Below are 22,096 nucleotides of genomic sequence, written 5' to 3'. Positions count from 1 at the left end.
GTAGCATCGGACTCATGGCCATGACACTCCGGTTGACCGAAGAGCAGGAGCGAGCACTTGCGCTGTTGGCGGAGGCCGACGGTGTGAGTAAGCACGAGGCGACGGTGCGTGCCATCACGGAGGCGGCGGCGCGGCGCGTGCGGGACACGCGGGTGCAGGCGTTGTCCCGTGACGGCCGGGAGCGATACGCTGCGCTGCTCGACCGATTGGCTCAGTGAACGTCGAGTACCTGGAACTCGAGGATCTGCTCGCGCTTGCGGCGGATCTGGGAGTGCCGCACATTCGCGATCTCGGTCTCCTGGATTCGGCTGCGCACCGACCTCGCTCCTCGCTTTTCGGGCGTGATGCCTATCCGTCGATCCACGAGAAGGCCGCGGTGCTGCTCGAATCGATCGCGCGGAACCATCCTCTGGTCGACGGCAACACGCGGCTCTCGTGGATGGCGGTGTTCGTCTTCTACGGCCTCAACGGGCTCGATCTCGACGCGCCGGATGACGACGCGTACGACCTGGTGATCGCCGTCTCTACCGGGACGATCGACTACCGGGCAGCAGCCGAGACACTCGCCGGCTGGACGTAGCGTAGGTCCCCGACGAGCCGTATGAACGGCCGTGCGCCGGAGCGCCGAATCGGGTCGGAACCCCAGCGGGGACGGGCGCGCGGTGCTCGACCAGGTGCCGGACGACGTGCCCGGCGTCCGCGCCGGCCCCGCCCACGAGCATCGAGCGGAACGACGACTGGAAGCACAGCCCGGTGAAGTACAGGCCGGGGATGTCGGTCACCACCCCGTGCTCCTCGAGCGGCCAGCCGTCCGGGCCGAGCACCGGCAGGTCGATCCAGTCGTAAACCTGGCGGAAACCGGTGCACCACAACACGTTCGTCACGTCGAGGACGCGCCCGCCGGCGAGGACCGGACGGCCGTCGACGACCCCGGTGACCCGTTCGGTGATCCGTTCGACGCCGAGCTCGGCGAGATCCTCCCGCTTGACCCGCAACAGCGGTGCGCCGTGCCGGCGTTCGTGTTCACGCACCTTCCGGCCGAGCGGGGTGCGGACGGAGAGCACGTGGCCCCACACGAACCACAGGACCGGGAAGAGCACCCGCATCCGGCGGCTCTCGATCCGCACCGGGAGCTGCCCGGTGTCGCGGCCGCACAGGATCGTCGGATGGGACGTCGCCACCTCGTAGGCGAGGTCGCCGCCGGAGTGGGAGGCGCCCACCACGAGCACCGGGCCGTCGATCAGCTGCGTCGGATTACGGTATTCGCTCGAGTGCAGCTGCACGATCCGCGGGTCCAGCTCCGCCGCGAATTCCGGGATGCTTGGGGTGCGGCCGAACGTGCCGGTCGCGACGACGACGTTGCCGGCCTCGATCCGCATCTCGCCGCAGTCGAGGAGGAAGCGGTCGCCGTCGCGTGAGAGCCGACGCACCCGGGTGCCGCCCGCGACGGGGAGATCGAACCGCGCGGCGTATGCCTCGAGATAGTTTGCGACGTCGTCCTTCGTCGGAAACCGGTGCGGATCGCCGGGGAACGGCATGCCGGGCAGGCCGTCGTATCCGGCGGGGCTGTACAGGCGCAGCGAATCCCAGTGGCTGCGCCAGTTGTCGCCGATCCGCCGGTTCGCGTCGACGATCAGGAAAGAGCGGCCGCGCCGGGCGAGGTGGTAGCCGGCGGACAGACCCGCCTGGCCCGCGCCGATCACGACGGTGTCGATCAGTCGGGGTGCACTGTCGGTGGTCATGGGGAACTCCTGGCTCGAGGGGTCTGGACGGACGACGTTAGGCGCCGCCGGCATCGGCCGCGTCGGGCGAACTATGTAGCCGGCCGAGAACCCGGATGGGTCATTCTGTGCAGCTCAGAGCAGGTGGTGCTCGTACGCGTATGCCGTCGCGGCCGCCCGGGAGGACACGTCGAGCTTGGTGAAGATGTTGCTCAGGTGCCGTGCCACGGTCTTCTCGCTCAACACGAGTTCACGGGCCACGGCCCGGTTGGTCTTCCCGGTGGCGACGGCCCGCAGCACTTCGACCTCGCGCGGGGTCAGCCGGCCCCGCGCGGCCGGCCGCGTCGGCACTCGCGCGAGGTCCCGCAGGTCCGGCTCGGCGTGCAGGTCCCGGAACGTCGCCGCCGCGGCCTCGTACTCGAGCCGCGCCGACTCGGCATCGCCGAGCGCATCACAGCAGCGGCCCTGCAGCACCCGCACCCGCGCGCACTCGTAGGGCGCCTCGAACCCGCGCCAGAGCCCGCACGAGCGGCGCAGCCGGTCGAGGGCGGCGCGCGGTGCGCCCTCGGCGAGCAGGACGGCCCCGGTGACCTGCTCGGCGATCGCGCTCAACGCCGGAGCGTCCTGTTCGCGGGCCAGCGCCGCGAGTTCGTCGGCGCTGCGGCGCGCGGCCGCGACGTCGCCGACGGCGAGCGCGACCTCCACGTGGCCCGCCAGCAGCCGCGGACGATAGAGGGGAAGCGATTCGCCGAGCGCCCGCCGGATCCCGGCGAGCGCCGCGTCGGGGTCGCCCTGACGCAGACGCAACAGCGCCATGCCCGGTTGGATCTCGCGGCCCAGCCGGCCCGCGCGGCGGTAGGCGTCCTCGGCCTCGTCGAACTCGCCGCGCAGCCGGTGCAGTTCACCCTGTTCGTACAGGGCCATGCCGACGGCCGGTTGCCCCGGTGGGTCCGACAGCCGACGGAAGGCGAGCCGGGCCAGGTCCATGGCCTCCGTCCAGGCGCCCTCCAGTTGCAGGATCTCCGCGCGGTGTACGAGGCACTGTCCACGGAACGGGACGAGGCCGGGTTGGGCGTCGCACCAGCGGCCGAGTGCCCGCGTCCATTCCCTGGCCCGCTGCAGTTGGAACGTGCCCTGGCAGGCCTCGATCACCGCGCAGTACACCAGGCCGGCCACGACCGGCGAGACCTCTTCGAGGGTCACGCCGACCATCACCTCGTCCAGCGTGCCGAGACCGCCGGTGACGTCGCCGAGCAGGATCCGGCACTGCCCGATGCCGAGGGTGCTCAGCGCGACGAGGTCGGCGTCGCCGCAGGACCGGCCGATTTCCTGGGCGGCGGTGAACGCGGGCAGGGCGTCGGCCGGGCGGTTCGCATGCATGTCCTGCACCGCCGCCGGCAGCAGCAGGAAGCCGCGCGTCGCGCAGTCCGGGCGTCCGGGCTCGCTCAGGTGCTGGGCCCGGGCGAGCCAGCCGCCGGCGCGCGCCACCTCACCACGGTTCATCAGCAGGAAGCAGAGCCAGAAGGCACTGCGTCCGGCCCGCTCGGGGTCGTCGGCGTCGAGATGGGCCGAGAACGCACGTTCGCACAGCGTCGCGCAGTCGTCGTCCCGGCCGACCAGATACGCCGACCGTGCGAACAGGTCGAGGTCGTCGGCGGTGAGGGGCTCGTGCGCGTCGGCGGCGCGGAACGCGTCGAACGCCCGCGTCCAGTCCCGCGCGTGGAACGCTGCCCGCGCGTGGTCGAGCACCGTCGACGGGCCCATCCTCGCTCCCTGCGGCGACCGAACGTGCACCGAGTGGTTGCCTGCGATCCTACGCCCCCCGGCCACCCGGTCCGGGGCGCTGCGGAGATCAGTCCGGCAGGCCGGGCCGGGTACGGACCGGTGCCAGACCGGAGACGAGGACGACGGCGGTGATCGTTCCGGCGGCCATGATCGCGGCGAGCACCACGATCTGGAAGCGTCCGGCCTCGAGCGGGGACACACCCCCGAAGATCGCGCCGACGAAGGCGCCCGGCAGCGTCACCAGCCCGGTGGTCTTGGTCTGGTCCGTCGACGGGATCAGCGCCGAGTGGACGGCCAGGCGCGTGAGCTCGCGGGTGGACTGCCGCGGCGTCGCACCGAGCGCGAGCCAGCCCTCGACGGTGTCCCAGTTGTCCCCGGTCAGTTCCGTGAAGCGCCGCCCGGCGAGGGTCGCGATCGTCATGGCGTTGCCGACGACGATGCCGCCGATGGCCAGCACGTACCGCGGGGAGAACTCGATGGCGCCGGTGACGAAGACGATCGTGAGCGTCACGGCGATCCCGAGCGCCATCGCACCGGATACGAGGGCCACGTGTCCCGGGCTCCAGCCGATCCGGCGCGATGCGGTGAGAGCCGCCACGGTGAACATGACGAGCAGGGCGGCGCCCACCCAGATCGGATTCGTGATCACCCCGGACAGCACCACGCTGATCAGGGCCAGTTGCACGGCGCCCCGCAGCACCGCGATCGCCGGCGCGAACTGATGCGGGGCGCGGTAGCCCCACAGCACCGCGGTCGTCGTCCCGACGAGCAGTGCCACCCCGACGGCGGTGGGCACCAACTCCAGGGACCAGGTCACCTCCGGAGCGTATCCGCCGGTCGCGCCCCTGCAACATCACCTGTGTCTGCCGTCGGCAGACGAAGCGCCCCGGCGCGCGGAGCCGGCGCCAGGATGACGGTCATGATCACCACACCACCGCTGAACTACCGCGACCAACTCGCCGACCGGCTCTTCCAGCACCGCACAGTGCTGCTGACCGGGGAGGTGAACGACGACACCGCCGAACGGGTCTGCTCCGAACTCGTCCTGCTCGCCACGGCCGACACCGAACGCGACGTGGTCGTCTACATCAACTCGCCGGGCGGATCGGTCCTCGCCGGGCTGGCGATCTACGACACCATGAAGCTGATTCCGAACGACGTGGTCACCGTGGCTCTCGGGTTCGCCGCGAGCATGGGGCAGGTGCTGCTCGCCGCCGGCACGCACGGCAAGCGGATCGCCTTGGCGCACAGTCGCATCATGATGCATCAGCCGTCGGCGGGGATCGGCGGCACCGCGATCGACATCGCCATCCAGGCCGACAACTGGGAATACATGAAGCGCCAGTCCGAGGAGATCCTGGCGGCCGAGACCGGGCGCCCGGTGGAGCAGATCGCCGCCGACAGCGACCGGGACCGGTGGTTCACGCCCGAGCAGGCCCGCGAGTACGGCATCGTCGACGCAGTGGTCGACTCGTTCGGTCAGCTCGCCCCGTTCGCGGCCGGTCGCCGGATGGGGTTGTGATCATGTCCCAGTACACGATTCCGCACGTGATCGAACGGACGCCGGCGGGGGAGCGGTCCTTCGACGTGTTCAGCAGGCTGCTGAACGAGCGAATCATCTTTCTGGGCACGGAGATCGACGACGGCGTCGCGAACGTCGTGATGGCCCAGCTGCTGCACCTCGAAGCCGAGTCGCCCGATCGGGAGATCGGCCTCTACATCAATTCGCCCGGTGGGTCGAGCACCGCGATGATGGCCGTGTACGACACGATGCGGTTCCTGCGGCCGCCCGTCGCCACGTACTGCATGGGTCAGGCCGCGTCCGCGGCGGCGGTGCTGCTCGCGGCCGGAGCACCGGGCCGGCGCTTCGTGCTCGCCCACTCGCGGGTGCTGCTGCACCAGCCGTCGACGCAGGGGCAGGGCACGATCTCGGACCTGTCGCTCCAGGCCGCAGAGGTGTTGCGGATCCGCGCGCAGACCGAGGAGATCCTTGCCGAGCACACCGGTCAGGACCCGGCGCGCCTGCGCAAGGACACCGATCGGGACCGCGTCTTCACCGCGCAGGAGGCCATCGACTACGGGCTCGCCGACGAGCTGATCGTCGACCGCGAGCCGTAGTGGCCGGGCCGCAGGGTGCACTCCCCCCTTCGGGTGGCCGAATGTGACATGCGTTCGCTCGGATCGAAGCGGTGTGACATTCGGCCACGTTGGGTGGGGGCGCTCAGCGGATCAGGTTCCCCAGATCGACCGGGATCTGCGCGCCGGTGATGTACTTCGCCTCGTCCGAGCACACCCACGCTACGACGGCCGCGACGTCCTCGGGCTGCAGGATCTCGTACGGCAGGGAGTTCATGTAGATCGGGCCGAGAGTGGTCGCGTACTTCGCGATCAGCGGGTGCAGGTCGCTGACCTTCATGCCGGTCTCCACCCCGGCCGGGTGGACGGTGTTGACCCGGATCCGGTGCTCGCCGAGTTCGTTCGCCATCGTCTTCGCCAGTCCGGTGATGCCGTGCTTCGTCGCGACGTAGTGGCCGGTGAACGGGGTGCCCTTGAGACCCGAGACGGAACTGGTGAAGACGACCGCGCCGCCCTCGCCCTGCTCGATCAGGTAGGGCACGGCGGCCTTCGCGGTGTGGAACACTCCGGTGAGGTTGACGTCCACCGTTTCGCGCCACTGCTCGAGGGTGATCTCCCACGACAGCGCGCCCGAGCAGATGCCGGCGTTGGCGACGACCACGTCGAGCCGGCCGAGCCGGTCCACGCCGTCGGCGAGTGCCCGCGAGAGCGCGTCGAAGTCCCGCACGTCCGCGGTCGTGGCGACGATGCGACGCCCGGTCGTCTCGACCAGCCGCACGGTCTCCGCGAGATCCTCCTCCGTGGCGCCCGGGTAGGCGGTCGAGGCGAAATCGATGCACGCGTCGATCGCGATGATGTCGGCGCCCTCCCGGGCGAACTGCACCGCCTCGGCGCGGCCCTGGCCGCGGGCTGCGCCGGTGACGAAGGCGACCTTGTTCTCGAAACGGCCGGCGGCATCCATGCTCGTCTCCTCGGCAGTGGGGGATCGTCGGGTCGGACGCGGATTCTCCAGCCCCGAAGCGACGGGCGATACCACGGGTTCCGCTCAGCGGGACCGGGGCTCAGGCGGCGCACAGCTCCACGCGCGGGTCGCGCACCCGCTCGACCTGCGCGTTCACTCGCGCGGCGGTCAACCGCCGGATCCCGCGCGAGAGCAGGTGCTCGACGGGCAGGTGCAGCGCGCCGCACACCGAGCGCAGCACCTCCGACGACGGCTCCTTGCGGCCGCGCTCGATCTCGGACAGGTACTGCTTGGACATGCCGACCGCGGCCGCGACGTCGGCGAGGCTGCGGTCCTGATCCCGGCGTTCGTCGCGCAGGATCTCCCCGTAGACCTCGCGCAGCAGGCGCTCGGGCCGCGGCCGCTTGGCACGGTGCTGTCGGCGCCGGGCGTCGAGATCCGCGACGGCGGGCCGGTCCGCTGCTGACATGCCCCGAAGTCTCGCACGATGCCGGCGCCGGGGCCGGGGTATTCACCGACAGCGAAACGGGGGCCTCCGTCCGCGACGCGACGCGGCACGGCCGGCCGCGGTTCGGCAGCGCAGCCGATCGCCACCCCGCGGTTACCGCCTAGTAATAGAGCGCATGTTCTGTTATTGTCCCGCTGTGCCCCGCCCCCGCATCCATGACCTCGACGAGGTTCTCGACACCACCGAAAGTCTGGTGGTGGAGGGTGGCGCGAGTGCGGTGACGCTGCGTGCGGTCGCCGCGGCCACGGGGATGTCGAACGGCGCTCTGTATCACGCGTTCGGCTCACGAGGCGGGCTGGTCGGCCGGGCCTGGTTGCGCGCGGCCCACCGCTTCCTCGACCTGCAACACGCGGCGGTCGACGAGGTTCTCGGCTCCGCCTCGGCGCCGGGCTGGGCCGTCGGGGTCGACGCCGTCGTCGCAGCTGCCGATACCCCGGCGGCGTTCGCCGCCCGCTTCCCCGAGTCCTCGCGTCTTCTGCTCACCGTCCGGCGCGACGAGTTGCTCGGGTCCGACCTGCCGGAGGATGTCGCCGCAGAGTTGAGCCGGCTCGATTCGGTTCTGGTCGCGCTGCTCGTTCGCCTGACTCGGACGTTGTGGGGCCGCGGCGACGCGCGTGCGGTCGCGGTCGTCGAGGACTGCGTCGTCGGTCTGCCCACAGGGCTGTTGCTCCGGCGTCGGCGTGTCCCCGACACCGCCTTGCGGCAACGCCTCGAGGCCGCGGTCCGTGCGGTTCTCGCCCTCGATCCTCCGCCGGCGCCGCCCCGGCGCGGCGGCCACACGAAAGGTTCTCGATGACTGCCACTCTGACCTACCGGGACAAGATCGCCGTCCTCGACCTCGGCGACGACGAGAACCGGTTCTCCCCGGACTGGCTCGACACCGTCGACCGCCTCCTCGACGAAGCGCAGCAGAACGCGCACGCGCTCGTCACCACGGCGACGGGGAAGTTCTACTCCAACGGCCTGGACCTGGAATGGTTGACGGCGCACGGTGATCGGGCGCAGTGGTACGTCGGCCGGGTGCAGGCGCTGTTCAGCCGCATCCTCACCTTCCCGTTGCCGACAGTCGCCGCGGTGGTCGGGCACGCGTTCGGGGCGGGCGCCATGCTCGGCATCGCGCACGACTACCGGGTGATGCGCGCCGACCGGGCTACTACTGCTTCCCCGAGGTCGACATCCACATCCCGTTCACGCCGGGCATGGCCGCCCTGATCCAGGCCAAGCTGACCCCGCAGACTGCAGTCACCGCGATGACCACCGGGCACCGTTACGGCGGCCTCGAGGCCGAGGCTGCCGGCCTGGTCGACCGCACAGCCGGCGAGGGTACCGTCCTGGATGCCGCCGTCGAGCTCGTCACCCCGCTCGTGGGGAAAGACCCCGGCACCCTCGGTGTCATCAAGTCCACCATGTTCGCCACCGTGGTCGAGTCGCTCGCCCAGGGGCGGGCATGACCGGCCACGAGCGACATCCGGTATCGGGCGGAAGTGCGGGGCGCTAACCGGAATCCGTCGCCGGCAGCAGCGCCCGCACCGCGTCGATCGTGTCCGCCTCGGCAGCCGTCTTGTCGGGGCGGTAGCGCACCACCCGCGCGAATCGCAGCGCCACCCCGCCGGGGTAGCGCGGGCTGACCTGCACGCCGTCGAGTTCGATCTCCACGACCAGCTCCGGTCGCAGGTACGCCGCGTGTGCGTCGCGGCTGCGTTCGTGACGCGGGAATTCCTCGGTCTGCCATTGCAGCAGCGCGTCGGTCAGCCCCTTGAACGTCTTGCCGACCATGATCGGTTCACCGCCGTCCGGGTCCCGCGCGCCCAGATGGAGATTGGACAGGTACCCGGTGCGGCGGCCGTAGCCCCACTCGGCGCCGAGCACCACCAGGTCGAGGGTGTGCTCCGGCTTGACCTTCTGCCAGGCGCGGCCACGCCGGCCCGCCGCGTAGGGCGCGGTGAGGTCCTTGACGACGACGCCCTCGTGTCCGGCGGCGAGCGCGGCCTCGAACTGGGCCTTGGCTGCGGCGTCGTCCGGCTGCAGCACGCCCGGGATCCGGTGCTCGGGGGCGACCCGCTGCAGGGCGTCGAGACGCTCGGCGAGCGGTGCGTCGAGCAGGTCGACGCCGTCGAGGTGCAGGCAGTCGAAGAAGTACGGGTGCAGCAACAGATCGTGGGCGGACTCGGCGCCGAAGCGGCTCATGGTCTCCTGGAACGGCCGGGGCCGGCCCGCGGGGTCGAGCGCCAGGGTCTCGCCGTCGAGCACCACCGACGTGCACGGCAGCGCGGCGACCAGATCGACGAGTTCCGGTACGCTGCCGGTGATTTCGCGCAGGGTGCGGGTGAACACCCGCACCGTCTCGTCGTGGCGGTGCACCTGGATGCGGGCGCCGTCGAGCTTGTATTCGACGCTGACGTCGCCGCCGAACCGGCTGTAGGCGTCGGCGAGGGACGGCGCGGGAGAGGCGAGCATCGGCCTGATCGGCCGGCCCACCTCGAGACGGAACGCGGTGAGCGCGTCGGCGCCGCCGGTGAGCGCGGCGGCCGCCGTCACGGACAGTTGCCCGGAGAGCATGAACGCCCGGCGCACCGTCTCGGCGGGCAGACCGGCCGTGGCGGCCACCGCGTCGGTCATCACGCCCTCGAGCGCGCCCTGCCGCAGATCCCCGGTGAGCAGCCGCACCAGGAACTCCTGCTCGGCGGTGGTGGCCGCGCCGAGCAGCGTGGCGAGCAGTTCGCGGCGCCGCCCCGTCGATCCGGTCCCGGCCAGACCGGCGAGCTCGGTGAAGGCCCGGTCGACGTCGGAGACGGTCAGCGACGGCGCGTCGGCCGGGTCGACGCGGGCCCCGGCGAGGGTGCGCCAGCCCACGCCGATGCGGCCCTGGCGGGGCTCGCCCGCCAGCCACGACACCGCGGGCTCGACCTCCACGGGGTCGAGGACGGCGAGGAGGCTGCGCAGTTCTTCCACCTTGGTCCGTCGCGACCGGGTGGTGCCGACGGCCCGTGAGGTGGCGACGATCGTCGAGAAGAGCACGTCCCGACCGTACCGACCCCCGCCGGTTCCGGCGCAGGTTCACCGCCGGTTCCGGCGCAGGTTCACCGCCGGCCGGTCAGTCGCCGACGCGTTCGCCCGTCTCCGGATGGAACAGGTGCACCGAGCCCTCCCGCTTGCGCAGCCGGATCGTGTCCGCGAGCCGGGCCGGGGTGCGGGTCAGCGACCGCGCGACGAGGGTGGTGTCGCTGCGCGCGACGCGGGTGTACACGTACGACTCGCTGCCGAGTTCCTCGACGAGGTCGACGATGGCCTCGACGCCGTCGCCGTCCGTGATCTCCAGCTGTTCGGGCCGGATCCCGACGGTGACGGTCTCGAGGCCGGCGCGGTGCAGCGAGGCGATGCGGTCCCGTTCGACGTCGACGACGGTGCTGCCGATCTGCACGCCGCCGTCGACGATCCGCGCGTCGAGCAGGTTCATCGCGGGCGAGCCGATGAACCCGGCGACGAACGCGTTGGCGGGCCGGTCGTACAGCTCGGTGGGGGAGGAGAACTGCTGCAGCGTGCCGCCGCGCAGCACCGCCACCCGGTCGCCCATGGTCATCGCCTCGACCTGGTCGTGCGTGACGTACACCGTGGTGGTGCCGAGACGCCTTTGCAGCGCGGCGATCTGGGTGCGGGTCTGCACCCGCAGCTTGGCATCGAGGTTGGACAGCGGTTCGTCCATGCAGAACACCTGCGGTTCGCGGACGATCGCCCGGCCCATCGCGACGCGCTGCCGCTGGCCGCCGGAGAGCTTGGCGGGCTTGCGGTCCAGGTAGTCGGTGAGGTCGAGCAGCTTCGCCGCCTGCTCGACCTTGCGCCGCCGTTCGTCGGCGCTCACGCCGCGCATCTTCAGCGCGAAGCCCATGTTCTCGGCGACGGTCTTGTTCGGGTACAGGGCGTAGTTCTGGAAGACCATCGCGATGTCACGGTCCTTCGACGGCACGCCGACCATGTCGCGGCCGCCGATGCTGATCGAGCCCTCGTCGATGTCCTCGAGTCCGGCGAGCATCCGCAGCGCGGTGCTCTTGCCGGAGCCGGACGGTCCGACCAGGACGACGAACTCCCCGTCCTGGATGTCCAGGTTCAGCGAGTCGACGGCGAGGGTGTCGGAGTTCTCGTAGATGCACGACGCGTTGCGGTAGGTGATCTCGGCCATGACGATTCCTTCGAAAGTGATCGGGAGAGTTACTTGATTGCGCCGAACGACAGGCCGCGCACGAGCTTGTTCTGGGCGACCCAGCCGGCGAGGACGACGGGCAGCGCCGCCATCGTCGCGGCCGCGGACAGGCGAGCCCAGTACAGGCCCTCGCCGGTGATGAAGCCGACGAGGAACACGGGAATCGTCTGCGCCTGCACCGCCGTGAGGTTGACGGCGAAGAAGAATTCGTTCCAGGAGAAGATGACGCAGATCAGAGCGGTGGCGGCGATGCCGGGCGAGACGAGCGGCAGGATCACCTCCCGCACCGACGTCCACAGACCGGCGCCGTCCATGCTCGCGGCCTCGAGCAGCTCGCCCGGCACCTCGAGGAAGAACGAGCGCATCATCCACACCGCGATCGGCAGGTTCATCGCGGTGTAGAGGATGATCAGGGCCCAAATATTGTCGAGCAGACCGATGTTCGCGACGATCACGTACAGCGGGATGATCGCGGCGACGATCGGCAGCATCTTCGTGCTGATGAAGAAGAACAGGGCGTCCTTGGTCTTGCGCACCGGCCGCAGCGACAGGGCGAACGCGGCGGGCACGCCGAGCAGCAGGACGAGGATCGTCGACACGCCGGTGGCGAACGCCGAGTTGAGCAGGCTGACACCGACGCCGGTGTCGAACACCGCGCGGAACTGGTCGAGGGTGGGAGTGAAGAAGAACTTCGGTGGATCGGAGTAGGCGTCGGCCTCCTGCTTGAAGGCGGTGAGCACCATCCAGAACACCGGGAAGAAGAACCCCAGGGCGGCGATCCAGGCGACGACGCCCCATGGATTTGCCTTGCGGTGCTTGCGTTTCCGGGGACGTGCCGGGACGGTTTCCGGTGCGGGGAGCTGGTGTGTGGTGGGGGCGGTGGTGCTCATCAGGCGGCCTCCTCCTTGCCCGTGAACGATGTGAAGATCAGCCGCAGCGCGACGGTGGCCACGACGATGGTGGCGACGACGACCACCACGCCCATGGCGGCGGCCTGGCCGATGTCGAAGCCGAGGAACGCCCGCTGGTAGATGTAGAACGGCAGGTTGGAGCTGGCGGTGCCCGGTCCGCCCTGGGTCATCATGTAGATGGCGTCGAACGTGTTGACCAGGTGGATCGCGCCGAGCACGGCGCCGAGTTCGATGAACCGCCGCAGGTGCGGCAGCGTCAGCTCGCGGAACAGGGCGAAGGCGCCGGCCCCGTCGACCCGGCCGGCCTCGAGGGTGTCACGCGGCATGGACTGCAGCCCGGCCAGGATGAGCAGCATCATGAACGGGGTCCACTGCCACACCAGGTTGGCCATCACCGCGGCGAGCGGGTAGCGGCTGACCCAGTCGATCTGCCCGACGCCGAACGGGGAGAGCACGAAGTTGACGATGCCGAACACGGGATCGAACATCGCGGTCTTCCACATCAGCGCTCCCGCGACGGGGGTGACCAGGAACGGCGTGATGAGCAGGGTGCGGACGATGCCGCGACCGAGGAAGACCCGGTCGAGCAGCAGCGCGAGCAGCAGGCCCAGCACGACGGAGATCAGCACGGTGCCGACGATGAGGATCACGGTGTTGACGGCGACCTCGCGGAACTGGCTGTCGCGGAAGACGTCCGCGTAGTTCTGCAGGCCCACGAAGCTGCGCGAGCCCGGGCGCACCAGGTTCCACGACTGCGTGGAGTAGTAGAGGGTGAACACGAACGGAATCTGCGTGACCACGATCATGAAGATCAGGGCCGGCAGCAGGGGCCCCCGGCGGCGCCAGCCTTCCGCGCGGGAGACCGCGTCGCTCTTGGCTTCCCGCACCCGGCGGATGCGTTCCGAGTCGTCGGCGGTGGGTGCGCCGACTGCCACGGTTGTCATTGTTGATCCTCCCGGTAGGTGGCACCGACGACGTCGGCGTACTCCTGGGCCTGTTCCAGCGCTTCGGTGACGGTCTTCTGACCGGCGATCGCGGCGCTGATCTGCTGGCTCACGCGGGTTCCGAGGTCCTGGAACTCGGGGATGGCCAGGAACTGGACGCCGGTGTAGGGCACCGGCTCGACCGTCGGGGCGTCCGGGGACGCGTTCTCGATGGACCGGAGGGTGAGCGGCCCGTAAGCGGCTGCGGCCTCACGGTATTCGGGGATCTCGTAGGTGGACAGCCGGCTGCCGGGCGGCACCCGCTCCCAGCCGAGGGTCTCGCCGACGGTGCGCAGGTACTCCTTGCTCGTCATCCACGAGACGAACCGCCACGCCGAGTCCGCGTTGTCGCTGTCGACGGGGATGCCGAGCGACCAGCTGTAGAGCCAGCCCGCGTCGTCCTTGACCCGGATCGGTGCCGGCGCGTACCCGATCTTTCCGACCACGTTGCTCGACGCGGGGTCCTCGAGGGTGGAGACCGCCGACGTGGAGTCGTACCACATCGCGACGCGGCCCTGGGCGAGCTGCGTGGCACATTCGCTGAAACCGCTGGTGGCGGCGCCCGGCTGGCCGTGCTCGCGCACCAGGTCGACGTAGAACTGCACGGCCTCGACGACCTCGGGACTGGTGAGCTGCGCGTTCCAGTTCTCGTCGTACCACCGGCCGCCGAAGGTGTTGATCACCGTGTTCAGCGGGGCGAGCACCTCACCCCAGCCGGGCTTGCCGCGCAGGCAGATCCCGGCGGTGTCGGGGCTGTCGAGGCGGGCGGCGGCAGCGGCGACCTCGTCCCATGTGGGGGTGGGGGACAGGGCGATGCCGGCCTGCTCGAACAGGTCCTTGCGGTACATCAGGAACGAGGACTCGCCGTAGAACGGCACCGAATACATGTCGCCGTCGTAGGACAGCGATTCGCGCAGGGAGGGAATGAAGTCGTCTTCGTCGTAGCCCTCCGTCTGCCGGGCGTAGTCGGAGAGGTTGGTCAGCCAACCGTTCTCCGCCCACTGCGGGGTCTCGTAGTTGCTGATCATCACCACGTCGAACTCGCCGCCGCCCATCGCGGTGGAGGCCGTGATCTTCGCGCGGGCCTGGTTCTCCGAGAGCGTGACGAACCGCAGGTCGATGTCCGGGTTCTCGGCCTCGAACTGCGCGGCGAGTTGCTGGGCGTCCTGCATCTGGGAATTCGACACCATCGCGATGGTGACGGTCTGGTCGGAGGCGCCGAGCGAGCCGGCGCCGGCGCAGCCGGTGAGCGTGAGGCTGAGCGCCCCCGCTCCGGCCACCAGCATTCGGGTGGTCGTTCTGGATGTGTTCACCGATCGTCGCCTCTTCTTCGGTCTCTCCGGTGGGGTTATCGGTCGAGTAGCCAACGTGCGCACTCGATGTCGCACACGAGCATGGTGGCCAGGCTGCCGCGCAGCGCCCCGAGCGCGGCCTGGTGTTTGGCGGCCCCGCCGGTGACGAGGACCGTGCCGGGGCAGGCGCGGATGTCGTCGAGCGAGACCGACACGGCGCGACGGTCGAGGTCCCCGCCGACGGCCGTGCCGTCGGCGTGGAAGAACCGTCCCGCGATCTCCCCGACCGCGCCGAGGTCGGTGAGGGAGTCGAGCATGGCGGTGTCGAGGTAGCTGCCCTCGAACAGGGTGGTCGACGTGGACACCGCCCCCACGCCGAACATCATCATGTCGGCGCGGCGGCCGATGTCCAGGGTGCGGGAGATCATCGAGTCGGCACGCATGGACGCGACCGTCGCGGGGTCGGCGTACAGGGGAACGGGGAGGCGGACCATCTTGGCCTGCAGCTGTTCCGCGCATCGTCCGAGCACGTACTCGGCGCCGGTCTGGTAGTCGGACGCGGTGACGGCGCCGTCGAGCTGGACGATCGTCGCGCAGGTCGCCCCGCCCGGCGGCAGGGCCTGCGCGACGGCCACGGTCTCCGGGCCCCACGTGAATCCGAGGGTGTCCGTCGCGCGGATCCGCCGGCTGATCAGGGCGGCGGCGGCCCGTCCGACACCCGCGAAGCTGGCGGCCTCGTCGAGCGGGCCGGCCGCGTCCACGCCGTCGCCGACGACGACGGCCTCGAGCAGGCCGAAGCGCTCCTCGAGGGCGCGTTCCTCGTCGGCGTGCAGGTCGTCGCGCAGGTTGGCTGGCACGTTCACCTCGATGCGCACCAGGCCCTGGGCCCGGGCCCGGGCGACGAGGCGTCCCGCGGTCGGCCGGGAGACGCCGAGGCGCGTCGCGACCTCCGCCTGGGTGAGGCCGTCCAGGTAGTACAGCGTCGCCGCGCGCAGCGCCAGGCGCAGCTCCTCCGGCGCGGCGGCGGCCGCGGGCTGGTTCGTCACGTGGGGGACGGTCACGACATCTCCTGGTTCGGAGGAACAGCGTGAGCAAATGCTCATGGGTGCGTTCATTTGCTCAGTACGCTAGCATCGGCAATGTGACCCACACAACACCCCCGTCGATCCCGGCCGGCATGCGCGCCGCCGTCCTCGTCGAACCCGGACGGATCGAGATGCGCGAACGGCCGGTCCCCGAACCCGCACCCGGCGACGTGCTCGTCCGGGTCACCTCCGTCGGCGTGTGCGGATCGGACACGCACTACTACCGGGAAGGCCGCATCGGCGAATTCGTCGTCGAGGCCCCGCTCGTCCTCGGCCACGAGGCCGCCGGCACGATCGCCGCGGTCGGCGCCGGCGTCCCCGCCGGCCGGGTCGGGCAGCGCGTGTCCATCGAGCCGCAGCGCCCCGACCCCACCACCGACGAAACCCGGCGCGGGCGCTACAACCTCTGCCCGCACATGCGGTTCTACGCCACCCCACCCGTCGACGGCGCCTTCTGCGACTACGTCACCATCGGGGCGGAATTCGCCCACCCCGTGCCCGACACCGTCTCCGACGACGCCGCCGCCCTCTGTGAACCGCTGTCCGTGGGCATCGCCGCCGTCCGCAAGGCGGGCGTCACCGCCGGTTCCCGGGTCCTGGTCACTGGCGTGGGCCCCATCGGGATCGTCACCGCGCAGGTCGCCCGCGCGTTCGGCGCCACCGACATCGTCGTCACCGACCTCGACGCGGACCGGCGCGCGCTGGCCCGGAAGTTCGGGGCGACCGCCACGCTCGACCCGCGCACCGACGACGTCAGCGACCTGCACGTCGACGCCTACATCGACGCCTCCGGCGCCCCCGCCGCGGTCGCCGCCGCGATGCGGGCGGTCCGGCCCGCCGGCACCGTCGTCCTCGTCGGCTCCGGCGCCGAGACGATGAACCTGCCGGTCCAGCTGATCCAGAACCGCGAGCTGGTCCTCACCGGCGTCTTCCGTTACGCACACACCTGGCCGACGGCGATCGCCCTCGCTGCCACCGGCCGCGTCGACCTCGACGCGATGGTCACCGCCCGCTTCCCGCTCGAGAGGGCGGCCGAAGCACTCGAATCCGACCGGACACCCGGCAACATCAAGACCGTCGTGCGGGTGCACCCCGGCGACGACACGTAAGGAGCCCCGAAGTGGACCTGGGGGAGAACACCCTGAACGCCCTGCCCGTCCCCGGCCCGACCTACTCGCGCCGCGACATCGGCGTCGGCATCGTGCATTTCGGGGTCGGCGGATTCCATCGTGCCCATCAGGCGATGTACGTCGACCGGCTGCTCGAACGCGGCGCCCGCAACTGGGGCATCTGCGGCGTCGGCGTCATGCCCGGCGACCGCCGCATGCGCCACGCCCTCGCGTCCCAGGACGGCCTCTACACCCTGATCCTGCGCCACCCGGACGGCAAATGGGAACCGCGGGTGATCGGTTCGATCGTCGACTACCGCTACGCCCCCGACGATCCCGAGGCGGTGATCGAACTGATCGCCGCACCCACCACCCGCGTCGTCTCGCTCACCGTCACCGAGGGCGGTTACAACATCCGCCACGACACCGGCGAATTCGACGGCGACGACCCCGCCGTCCGCCGCGACCTCGAGCACCCCGACGCGCCGGCCACCGTCTTCGGCCTGGTCACCGCCGCGCTCGCGCGCCGCCGGGAGCGCGGGCTGCCGTCGCCGACGATCATGTCGTGCGACAACATCGAGGGCAACGGCACCGTCGCCCGGCGGGCTTTCACGTCCTTCGCCGAACTCGTCGACCCCGATCTCGCCGGCTGGATGCGCGAGCACACCCGGTTCCCCAACTCGATGGTCGACCGCATCACCCCCGTCACGACCGACGACATCGCCCCGGAACTCGACGCCCGCTTCGGCGTCCGCGACCGCTGGCCCGTCGTCGCCGAACCGTTCACCTCGTGGGTGCTCGAGGACGACTTCTCCTGCGGCCGTCCGGCCTTCGACGAGGCCGGGGTGCAACTCGTCGACGATGTCGCGCCGTACGAGTTGATGAAGCTGCGCCTGCTCAACGCGAGCCACCAGGCGCTGGCCTACTTCGCCCACCTGTGCGGCTACCGCTACGTGCACGAGGCCGCCCAGGACCCTCTGTTCGCGGAGTTCCTGCTCGACTACATGGACACCGAGGCCACCCCCACCCTGCGGCCCGTGCCCGGCATCGACCTCGCGCAGTACAAGCGCACCCTGATCGAGCGCTTCGCCAATCCCGAGATCCGCGACACCGTCGCCCGGCTGTGCGCCGAATCCTCCGACCGCATCCCGAAGTGGCTGCTGCCGGTGGTGCGGGAGAACCTCGCCACGGGCGGATCGGTGCGCCTGGCCGCCGCCGTCGTGGCCGGCTGGGCCCGCTACGCCGAGGGCATCGACGAGGCCGGCGACCCCATCGAGGTCGTCGACCGGCTCGCCGACACCCTCGGGCCCCTCGCCCGCAGCCAGCGCGAGGAGCCGACCGCCTTCCTCGGGAACCGGTCCGTCTTCGGGGATCTCGCCGATCAGCCGCGGTTCGTCGAGGCCTACCTGTGGGCGCTCGGGTCCCTGCACCGCGTCGGGGCCCGCGCCACCCTGCAAGCCCTGCGCAGCAAGGTCGGATCGTGAACGGGCCCGTCCTCGTGATCGGCGAGGCGCTCGTCGACATCGTCCGCCGGGGCGCGGCCGAGCCCGTCGAACACGTCGGCGGCAGCCCGCTCAACGTCGCCGTCGGCCTCGGCCGGCTCGGCCGCGACGTCGAGTTCGTCACCCATATCGGCGACGACGACCGCGGCCGCCGTATCGTCGGCCACCTCGCGGCCTCGAAGGTGCGGCTCGCCGCCGGCAGCAGCACCGCGGCGCGCACCCCGACCGCGACCGCCGTGCTCGACGAGAACGGCTCCGCCACATACGAGTTCGACCTGGAATGGCAACTGCCCGATCCTCGTCCCACGCCCGGTGCCCGGCACGTGCACACCGGATCCATCGCGGCCCTGCTGGAACCCGGCTGCGAGGCCGTCGCCGCGCTGCTCGACCGGCACGTGCCCACCGCGACCGTCAGCTACGACCCGAACGTCCGGCCCGCGCTCGTCGGCGACGACCCGCGCACCCGCGACCGCATCACCCGGTTCGTCGCGGGCGCCGACGTCGTCAAGGCCAGCGACGAAGACCTGAGCTGGTTCGCCCCCGGCCGCGACCCCCGCGACGTCGCGCGGGAGTGGCTCGCGCTCGGGCCGGCACTCGTCGCGGTGACGCTCGGTGCGGGCGGTGCCGTCGCCGTCGCGCGGTCCGGCGCCGTCGAGGTCGCCGCGCACCCGGTCGAGGTCGTCGACACCGTCGGCGCCGGCGACGCGTTCATGGCCGGCCTGCTCGACGCCCTGTGGACCCAGGAGCTGCTCGGCGACCGCGAGGGCCTGCGCGGAATCGGACCGGACGCGCTGCGCACGGCCCTGGACGTCGCCGCGCTCACCGCGGCCCGCACCGTCGCGCGTGCCGGCGCGGACCTGCCCACCCGCGACGAGCGGGACGCCGACCCGAAGGAGCCGTGGTGACGCTCGTCGCCGGGATCGACTCGTCCACCCAGTCCTGCAAGGTGCTCGTCTGCGACGCGCACACCGGCCGCATCGTGCGGCAGGGCCGCGCCCCGCACCCCGACGGCACCGAGGTCGACCCGCGTGCCTGGGCGGACGCCCTCGACCGCGCCGTCGCCGCCGCCGGCGGGCTCGCCGACGTCGCCGCGGTGTCGGTCGGCGGTCAGCAGCACGGGCTGGTGACCCTCGACGAGACCGGGACGGTGGTGCGCCCGGCGCTGCTGTGGAACGACACCCGCTCGGCCGCGGCCGCCGCCGACCTCGTCGCCGACCTCGGGGGCGGACAGAAGTGGGCCGACGCCGTCGGCGTCGTCCCGCTCGCCGCGATCACCGTCGCCAAGGCCCGCTGGCTCGCCGACCACGAGCCCGCCCGCGCCGACCGCACCGCGGCGCTGTGCCTGCCGCACGACTGGCTGACCTGGCGGCTGGCCGGAGGATCGGACATCGGTGCGCTGATCACCGACCGCAGCGACGCCAGCGGCACCGGCTATTACAGCGCCGCCGACGACGCCTATCGCACCGACCTGCTCGAACTGGCGTTGCGCGGCCGGCGGCCCCTGCTGCCCCGGGTGGCCGGACCGGCCGAACAGGTCGGGGAGACGAGCCGGGGCGCCGCGCTGGGACCCGGCGCCGGGGACAACGCCGCCGCCGCCCTCGCCCTCGGTGCGCGCGAGGGCGACGTGATCGTCTCCGTCGGCACGTCGGGCGTGGTCTCGGCGGTCTCGGTCACCCCCACCCGCGACCCCGACGGGCTGGTCGCCGGCTTCGCCGACGCCACCGGCCGCCACCTGCCGCTCGTGTGCACCCTCAACGCGGCGCGGGTCCTCGACGCCACCGCCGCGCTGCTCGGCGTCGACCACGACGAACTGTCACGGCTCGCGTTGTCGGCCCCGCCCGGCGCCGGCGGGCTCGTGATGGTGCCGTACCTCGAGGGCGAGCGCACCCCCAACCGCCCCGGCGCGACCGGCGCGATCCACGGCCTGCGCCTGACGAATTCGACGCGGGAGCACCTGGCGCGCGCGGCCGTGGAGGGGCTGCTGTGCTCGCTCGCGGACGGCCTCGACCACATCACCGCGCAGGGCGTGCCGGTGCGACGGGTGCTGCTCGTCGGTGGCGGCGCCCGTTCCCGCGCGCTGCGCGAGGTCGCGCCCGGCGTGCTCGGGGTCCCGGTCGAGGTGCCCGAGCCGGGCGAGTACGTCGCCGTCGGCGCGGCCCGCCAGGCGGCGTGGGTGCTCGACGGCGGTGCGGAACCACCGCGGTGGCAGGGTGGTGCCGTGCAGCGTTACGAGACCGACCCGATGCCGGCCGTGCGCGCCCGGTACGCGGAGGTCCGCGACCTGACCGAGGACACGATCCGTTGCAGCTGACGCGGGTGGCCGGCTCAGGACAGGCCGAAGGCACTGGCCAGGAAGTCGATCAGCCAGGAGAAGATCTCGGCGGACCCGATCACGCTCGAGCCCTCGTCGGTGGTGTCGGCGAGGGCCGTGCCGGGCGCGAGCGCCGACAGGACTGTGGCGCCGAGAACTGCCGTGGTGATGCGAGCCGACGTCCGCATGAGCGTCTCCTTCCGACGGGTATCGAAACCAGTTCATGATCGCCCGGGCGTGCACCGGTTCGCGACCGCGATGAGTTCCGGTTCCGTCTCGGGTCGATATCTGTGACACCGACGGCAGCGACACAGACGGCAGCGACACCGACGTCGGCGACACCGACGTCTGTGACACCGACGTCTGTGACACCGAGGGCAGTGCCGTCATCCACCCGAGCAAGGAGAAGACGATGCCGAAGATCACCCCGTTCCTGTGGTTCGACACCGAGGCCGAGGACGCGGCCAAGTTCTACACCAGTGTGTTCCCCGACTCCCGCATCCTGGGCACCACCTACTACCAGGACGCCGGCCCCAAGCCGGCCGGCACCGTCATGGCCGTCGACTTCGAACTCGACGGCCAGCGCTACGTCGCGTTCAACGGCGGCCCCGAGTTCTCGTTCTCCGAGGCGGTGTCGTTCCAGATCGACTGCGCCGACCAGGACGAGGTCGACCACTACTGGAACGCCCTCACCGAGGGCGGGGAGGAGAGCCAGTGCGGCTGGCTGAAGGACCGCTTCGGGCTGTCCTGGCAGGTGGTGCCGCGGCGGCTCTACGAGCTGCTCTCCGACACCGACCCCGAAGTGGGACGGCGCATCACCGAGGCGATGTTGCAGATGCGCAAGATCGAGATCGCGCCGCTCGAGGACGCCGCCCGCGGCTGAACCGGCGCGGCGGCCGAGCCCAGCTATCACCGCAGCGGCGGTGATAACTTTCGGTCGATGACCACGCGCACCGAGCGGCTCGACGAGCTCCCGTTCACCCGCAAACACGGCAGGCTGCTGCTCGGCTCCGGTGTGGGCTGGGCGCTCGACGCCATGGACGTCGGGCTCATCTCGTTCGTGATGGCCGCCCTGGCGGTGCAGTGGGGCCTGAGCACGACCCAGTTGTCGTGGATCGGTTCGATCGGCTTCGTCGGGATGGCCGTCGGCGCCGCGCTCGGCGGCCTGCTCGCCGACCGGATCGGCCGGCGCCAGGTGTTCGCGGTGACACTGCTGGTGTACGGCCTGGCCACCGGTGCCGCCGCGCTCGCCGGCTCCGTCGCGGTGCTGATCGTGCTGCGGTTCGTCGTCGGTTTGGGTCTCGGGGCCGAACTTCCGGTGGCGTCGACCCTCGTCAGTGAATACGCGCCGCGCCGGCAGCGCGGCCGCATGGTGGTGGCGCTCGAGGCGTTCTGGGCGGCCGGGTGGATCCTCGCCGCCCTCATCGGCTACTTCGTGATCCCGCTCGGCGACGACGGCTGGCGCTGGGCGCTGGCCGTGGGGATCGTCCCCACCCTGTACGCGGTGGTCGTGCGGTTCGGCCTGCCCGAATCCGTCCGGTACCTCGAGAGCCGTGGCCGCTACGGCGAGGCCGAGACGGCCGTCCGGTCCTTCGAGACGTCCGCCGGCGTCGACGCGCCCCCGGACCAGGAGGAGACGTCGCGCCCGGTGCGC

23 protein-coding genes and 1 pseudogene are annotated in these 22,096 nt (G+C 71.4%); 12 read left to right on the top strand and 12 right to left on the bottom strand.

The genetic code is table 11. The features are described from left to right. The first annotated feature begins 14 nt into the window (after positions 1 to 14). Positions 15 to 218, top strand: a complete 204-nt coding sequence (locus tag AIIKEEIJ_RS16765; protein ID WP_006948033.1) for a hypothetical protein — start codon at positions 15 to 17, stop codon at positions 216 to 218. Continuing rightward, on the top strand, positions 215 to 580 hold the full coding sequence (locus AIIKEEIJ_RS16760; RefSeq protein ID WP_043799206.1) for a type II toxin-antitoxin system death-on-curing family toxin: 366 nt from the start codon (positions 215 to 217) through the stop codon (positions 578 to 580). Before AIIKEEIJ_RS16765 ends, AIIKEEIJ_RS16760 begins: the two co-directional genes overlap by 4 nt. Here AIIKEEIJ_RS16760 and AIIKEEIJ_RS16755 read toward each other — a convergent pair. The 3 genes from AIIKEEIJ_RS16755 to AIIKEEIJ_RS16745 all read right to left on the bottom strand — a co-directional run bounded on the left by AIIKEEIJ_RS16755 (position 525) and on the right by AIIKEEIJ_RS16745 (position 4,323). Continuing rightward, positions 525 to 1,742 (bottom strand): flavin-containing monooxygenase, encoded by a 1,218-nt coding sequence (locus tag AIIKEEIJ_RS16755; RefSeq protein ID WP_161996189.1) that lies wholly within the window; start codon positions 1,740 to 1,742, stop codon positions 525 to 527. The genes AIIKEEIJ_RS16760 and AIIKEEIJ_RS16755 overlap by 56 nt on opposite strands. A gap of 114 nt (positions 1,743 to 1,856) precedes the next feature. Further along, positions 1,857 to 3,485: a LuxR family transcriptional regulator gene (locus tag AIIKEEIJ_RS16750; RefSeq protein ID WP_161996188.1), complete on the bottom strand. Its 1,629-nt coding sequence runs from the start codon at positions 3,483 to 3,485 to the stop codon at positions 1,857 to 1,859. 88 nt (positions 3,486 to 3,573) lie between these two features. Beyond that, on the bottom strand, positions 3,574 to 4,323 hold the full coding sequence (locus AIIKEEIJ_RS16745; RefSeq protein WP_043799209.1) for an ABC transporter permease: 750 nt from the start codon (positions 4,321 to 4,323) through the stop codon (positions 3,574 to 3,576). A 102-nt stretch (positions 4,324 to 4,425) separates the two neighbouring features. Here AIIKEEIJ_RS16745 and AIIKEEIJ_RS16740 point away from each other — a divergent pair, with 102 nt between their 5' ends. Together AIIKEEIJ_RS16740 and AIIKEEIJ_RS16735 are read left to right on the top strand one after the other, a co-directional pair. Beyond that, positions 4,426 to 5,028 carry a ClpP family protease gene (locus tag AIIKEEIJ_RS16740; protein WP_029542283.1) on the top strand — a complete coding sequence of 201 codons (603 nt, stop codon included), beginning with the start codon at positions 4,426 to 4,428 and terminating at the stop codon, positions 5,026 to 5,028. A gap of 2 nt (positions 5,029 to 5,030) precedes the next feature. Next, positions 5,031 to 5,624, top strand: a complete 594-nt coding sequence (locus AIIKEEIJ_RS16735; protein WP_029542284.1) for an ATP-dependent Clp protease proteolytic subunit — start codon at positions 5,031 to 5,033, stop codon at positions 5,622 to 5,624. A gap of 103 nt (positions 5,625 to 5,727) precedes the next feature. Here AIIKEEIJ_RS16735 and AIIKEEIJ_RS16730 read toward each other — a convergent pair whose 3' ends face one another. Further along, positions 5,728 to 6,543: a mycofactocin-coupled SDR family oxidoreductase gene (locus AIIKEEIJ_RS16730; protein WP_006948042.1), complete on the bottom strand. Its 816-nt coding sequence runs from the start codon at positions 6,541 to 6,543 to the stop codon at positions 5,728 to 5,730. 100 nt (positions 6,544 to 6,643) lie between these two features. Continuing rightward, positions 6,644 to 7,012, bottom strand: a complete 369-nt coding sequence (locus AIIKEEIJ_RS16725) for a helix-turn-helix domain-containing protein (protein WP_050034842.1) — start codon at positions 7,010 to 7,012, stop codon at positions 6,644 to 6,646. 175 nt (positions 7,013 to 7,187) lie between these two features. Between AIIKEEIJ_RS16725 and AIIKEEIJ_RS16720 the strand changes: the two genes are divergently transcribed. Both AIIKEEIJ_RS16720 and AIIKEEIJ_RS16715 read left to right on the top strand, forming a co-directional pair. Beyond that, positions 7,188 to 7,847, top strand: a complete 660-nt coding sequence (locus tag AIIKEEIJ_RS16720) for a TetR/AcrR family transcriptional regulator (protein ID WP_006948046.1) — start codon at positions 7,188 to 7,190, stop codon at positions 7,845 to 7,847. Further along, a pseudogene (locus tag AIIKEEIJ_RS16715) lies at positions 7,844 to 8,502 on the top strand (enoyl-CoA hydratase-related protein). The gene AIIKEEIJ_RS16720 and the pseudogene AIIKEEIJ_RS16715 overlap by 4 nt, the downstream one beginning before the upstream one ends. A gap of 43 nt (positions 8,503 to 8,545) precedes the next feature. Here AIIKEEIJ_RS16715 and AIIKEEIJ_RS16710 read toward each other — a convergent pair. The 6 genes from AIIKEEIJ_RS16710 to AIIKEEIJ_RS16685 form a co-directional block, all read right to left on the bottom strand. Continuing rightward, complete coding sequence (locus tag AIIKEEIJ_RS16710) at positions 8,546 to 10,069, bottom strand: ATP-dependent DNA ligase (RefSeq protein ID WP_161996187.1); 1,524 nt, start codon at positions 10,067 to 10,069, stop codon at positions 8,546 to 8,548. Positions 10,070 to 10,145: 76 nt separating this feature from the next. After that, positions 10,146 to 11,228, bottom strand: coding sequence for an ABC transporter ATP-binding protein (locus AIIKEEIJ_RS16705; protein WP_006933842.1), 1,083 nt, complete (start codon positions 11,226 to 11,228; stop codon positions 10,146 to 10,148). Positions 11,229 to 11,257: 29 nt separating this feature from the next. Further along, positions 11,258 to 12,139, bottom strand: coding sequence for an ABC transporter permease subunit (locus AIIKEEIJ_RS16700; RefSeq protein WP_161996186.1), 882 nt, complete (start codon positions 12,137 to 12,139; stop codon positions 11,258 to 11,260). Continuing rightward, on the bottom strand, positions 12,139 to 13,104 hold the full coding sequence (locus AIIKEEIJ_RS16695; RefSeq protein ID WP_006933844.1) for a carbohydrate ABC transporter permease: 966 nt from the start codon (positions 13,102 to 13,104) through the stop codon (positions 12,139 to 12,141). Before AIIKEEIJ_RS16695 ends, AIIKEEIJ_RS16700 begins: the two co-directional genes overlap by 1 nt. Further along, a complete protein-coding gene (locus AIIKEEIJ_RS16690; protein ID WP_161996199.1) occupies positions 13,101 to 14,429 on the bottom strand; it encodes an extracellular solute-binding protein in 1,329 nt (442 codons plus the stop codon). Before AIIKEEIJ_RS16690 ends, AIIKEEIJ_RS16695 begins: the two co-directional genes overlap by 4 nt. A gap of 62 nt (positions 14,430 to 14,491) precedes the next feature. After that, positions 14,492 to 15,496 (bottom strand): sugar-binding domain-containing protein, encoded by a 1,005-nt coding sequence (locus AIIKEEIJ_RS16685; RefSeq protein WP_161996185.1) that lies wholly within the window; start codon positions 15,494 to 15,496, stop codon positions 14,492 to 14,494. 116 nt (positions 15,497 to 15,612) lie between these two features. On the opposite strand from AIIKEEIJ_RS16685, the gene AIIKEEIJ_RS16680 reads away from it, so the two are divergent. From AIIKEEIJ_RS16680 to xylB, 4 genes are read left to right on the top strand one after another with little or no spacing between them, the layout of a single operon-like run. After that, positions 15,613 to 16,629 (top strand): zinc-binding dehydrogenase, encoded by a 1,017-nt coding sequence (locus AIIKEEIJ_RS16680; protein WP_161996198.1) that lies wholly within the window; start codon positions 15,613 to 15,615, stop codon positions 16,627 to 16,629. Positions 16,630 to 16,640: 11 nt separating this feature from the next. Next, a complete protein-coding gene (locus AIIKEEIJ_RS16675; protein WP_161996183.1) occupies positions 16,641 to 18,113 on the top strand; it encodes a mannitol dehydrogenase family protein in 1,473 nt (490 codons plus the stop codon). Continuing rightward, complete coding sequence (locus tag AIIKEEIJ_RS16670; protein WP_161996182.1) at positions 18,110 to 19,036, top strand: PfkB family carbohydrate kinase; 927 nt, start codon at positions 18,110 to 18,112, stop codon at positions 19,034 to 19,036. Before AIIKEEIJ_RS16675 ends, AIIKEEIJ_RS16670 begins: the two co-directional genes overlap by 4 nt. Continuing rightward, positions 19,033 to 20,442 carry a xylulokinase gene (xylB, locus tag AIIKEEIJ_RS16665; RefSeq protein WP_161996181.1) on the top strand — a complete coding sequence of 470 codons (1,410 nt, stop codon included), beginning with the start codon at positions 19,033 to 19,035 and terminating at the stop codon, positions 20,440 to 20,442. The genes AIIKEEIJ_RS16670 and xylB overlap by 4 nt, the downstream gene beginning before the upstream one ends. Positions 20,443 to 20,456: 14 nt before the next feature. On the opposite strand, the gene AIIKEEIJ_RS16660 is transcribed toward xylB, so the two are convergent. Continuing rightward, on the bottom strand, positions 20,457 to 20,630 hold the full coding sequence (locus tag AIIKEEIJ_RS16660; protein WP_161996180.1) for a hypothetical protein: 174 nt from the start codon (positions 20,628 to 20,630) through the stop codon (positions 20,457 to 20,459). 224 nt (positions 20,631 to 20,854) lie between these two features. Here AIIKEEIJ_RS16660 and AIIKEEIJ_RS16655 point away from each other — a divergent pair, with 224 nt between their 5' ends. Together AIIKEEIJ_RS16655 and AIIKEEIJ_RS16650 are read left to right on the top strand one after the other, a co-directional pair. Continuing rightward, on the top strand, positions 20,855 to 21,325 hold the full coding sequence (locus tag AIIKEEIJ_RS16655) for a VOC family protein (RefSeq protein ID WP_161996179.1): 471 nt from the start codon (positions 20,855 to 20,857) through the stop codon (positions 21,323 to 21,325). 57 nt (positions 21,326 to 21,382) lie between these two features. Next, positions 21,383 to 22,096 (top strand): MFS transporter (locus AIIKEEIJ_RS16650; RefSeq protein WP_161996178.1); only part of this gene is annotated, 714 nt, incomplete at its 3' end.

This window comes from Rhodococcus sp. YH1, assembly GCF_009939605.1.
Classification (GTDB): Bacteria; Actinomycetota; Actinomycetes; order Mycobacteriales; family Mycobacteriaceae; genus Rhodococcus; species Rhodococcus aetherivorans.
This window is presented reverse-complemented; position numbering and strand designations above follow the sequence as displayed.

Bases quoted from the DNA above. Each gene is read 5' to 3' on its own strand.
- AIIKEEIJ_RS16765 (WP_006948033.1), top strand. From the start codon at position 15: ATGGCCATGACACTCCGGTTGACCGAAGAGCAGGAGCGAGCACTTGCG.
- AIIKEEIJ_RS16755 (WP_161996189.1), bottom strand. From the start codon at position 1,742: ATGACCACCGACAGTGCACCCCGACTGATCGACACCGTCGTGATCGGC.
- AIIKEEIJ_RS16750 (WP_161996188.1), bottom strand. From the start codon at position 3,485: ATGGGCCCGTCGACGGTGCTCGACCACGCGCGGGCAGCGTTCCACGCG.
- AIIKEEIJ_RS16740 (WP_029542283.1), top strand. From the start codon at position 4,426: ATGATCACCACACCACCGCTGAACTACCGCGACCAACTCGCCGACCGG.
- AIIKEEIJ_RS16735 (WP_029542284.1), top strand. From the start codon at position 5,031: ATGTCCCAGTACACGATTCCGCACGTGATCGAACGGACGCCGGCGGGG.
- AIIKEEIJ_RS16730 (WP_006948042.1), bottom strand. From the start codon at position 6,543: ATGGATGCCGCCGGCCGTTTCGAGAACAAGGTCGCCTTCGTCACCGGC.
- AIIKEEIJ_RS16725 (WP_050034842.1), bottom strand. From the start codon at position 7,012: ATGTCAGCAGCGGACCGGCCCGCCGTCGCGGATCTCGACGCCCGGCGC.
- AIIKEEIJ_RS16705 (WP_006933842.1), bottom strand. From the start codon at position 11,228: ATGGCCGAGATCACCTACCGCAACGCGTCGTGCATCTACGAGAACTCC.
- AIIKEEIJ_RS16700 (WP_161996186.1), bottom strand. From the start codon at position 12,139: ATGAGCACCACCGCCCCCACCACACACCAGCTCCCCGCACCGGAAACC.
- AIIKEEIJ_RS16695 (WP_006933844.1), bottom strand. From the start codon at position 13,104: ATGACAACCGTGGCAGTCGGCGCACCCACCGCCGACGACTCGGAACGC.
- AIIKEEIJ_RS16690 (WP_161996199.1), bottom strand. From the start codon at position 14,429: ATGCTGGTGGCCGGAGCGGGGGCGCTCAGCCTCACGCTCACCGGCTGC.
- AIIKEEIJ_RS16680 (WP_161996198.1), top strand. From the start codon at position 15,613: ATGCGCGCCGCCGTCCTCGTCGAACCCGGACGGATCGAGATGCGCGAA.
- AIIKEEIJ_RS16660 (WP_161996180.1), bottom strand. From the start codon at position 20,630: ATGCGGACGTCGGCTCGCATCACCACGGCAGTTCTCGGCGCCACAGTC.
- AIIKEEIJ_RS16655 (WP_161996179.1), top strand. From the start codon at position 20,855: ATGCCGAAGATCACCCCGTTCCTGTGGTTCGACACCGAGGCCGAGGAC.